This window comes from Pseudomonas sp. 30_B (assembly GCF_017491605.1).
Taxonomy (GTDB): domain Bacteria; phylum Pseudomonadota; class Gammaproteobacteria; order Pseudomonadales; family Pseudomonadaceae; genus Pseudomonas.
The window spans coordinates 1-286 of sequence record NZ_JAFGYY010000429.1; the positions used below are offsets into that span (position 1 = coordinate 1).

Annotated in this window: 1 protein-coding gene; it reads left to right on the top strand. The window is 66.1% G+C overall.

What is annotated here, in order from left to right; genetic code table 11:
* A partial coding sequence (locus tag J5M67_RS28980; protein ID WP_243434950.1) for an Ig-like domain-containing protein occupies positions 1 to 286 on the top strand: 286 nt, incomplete at both ends.

A 286-nucleotide genomic window follows, 5' to 3' on the forward strand; every position in this document is an offset into this window, starting at 1 on the left:
AGCGGCCAGGCCGATGCCAACGGCAAGTGGGAAATCACCACCAGCGCTCTGGCCGATGGCCTGCACAACGTCACCGCGACCGCGACCAACACCGTAGGCCAGGTCAGCGAGCCGACCGGTGTCTGGAGCTTCAGCGTCGACACCAGCAAGCCGGCCAATGTGACCGACCTGCTCGTGCTCGACGACGTGGGTAACCAGACCGGTCCGCTGCACAATGGCGACACCACCGACGACGACCGTCCGACCTTCAGTGGCGGCGCGGAAGCCGGCGGCAAGGTCATCATCT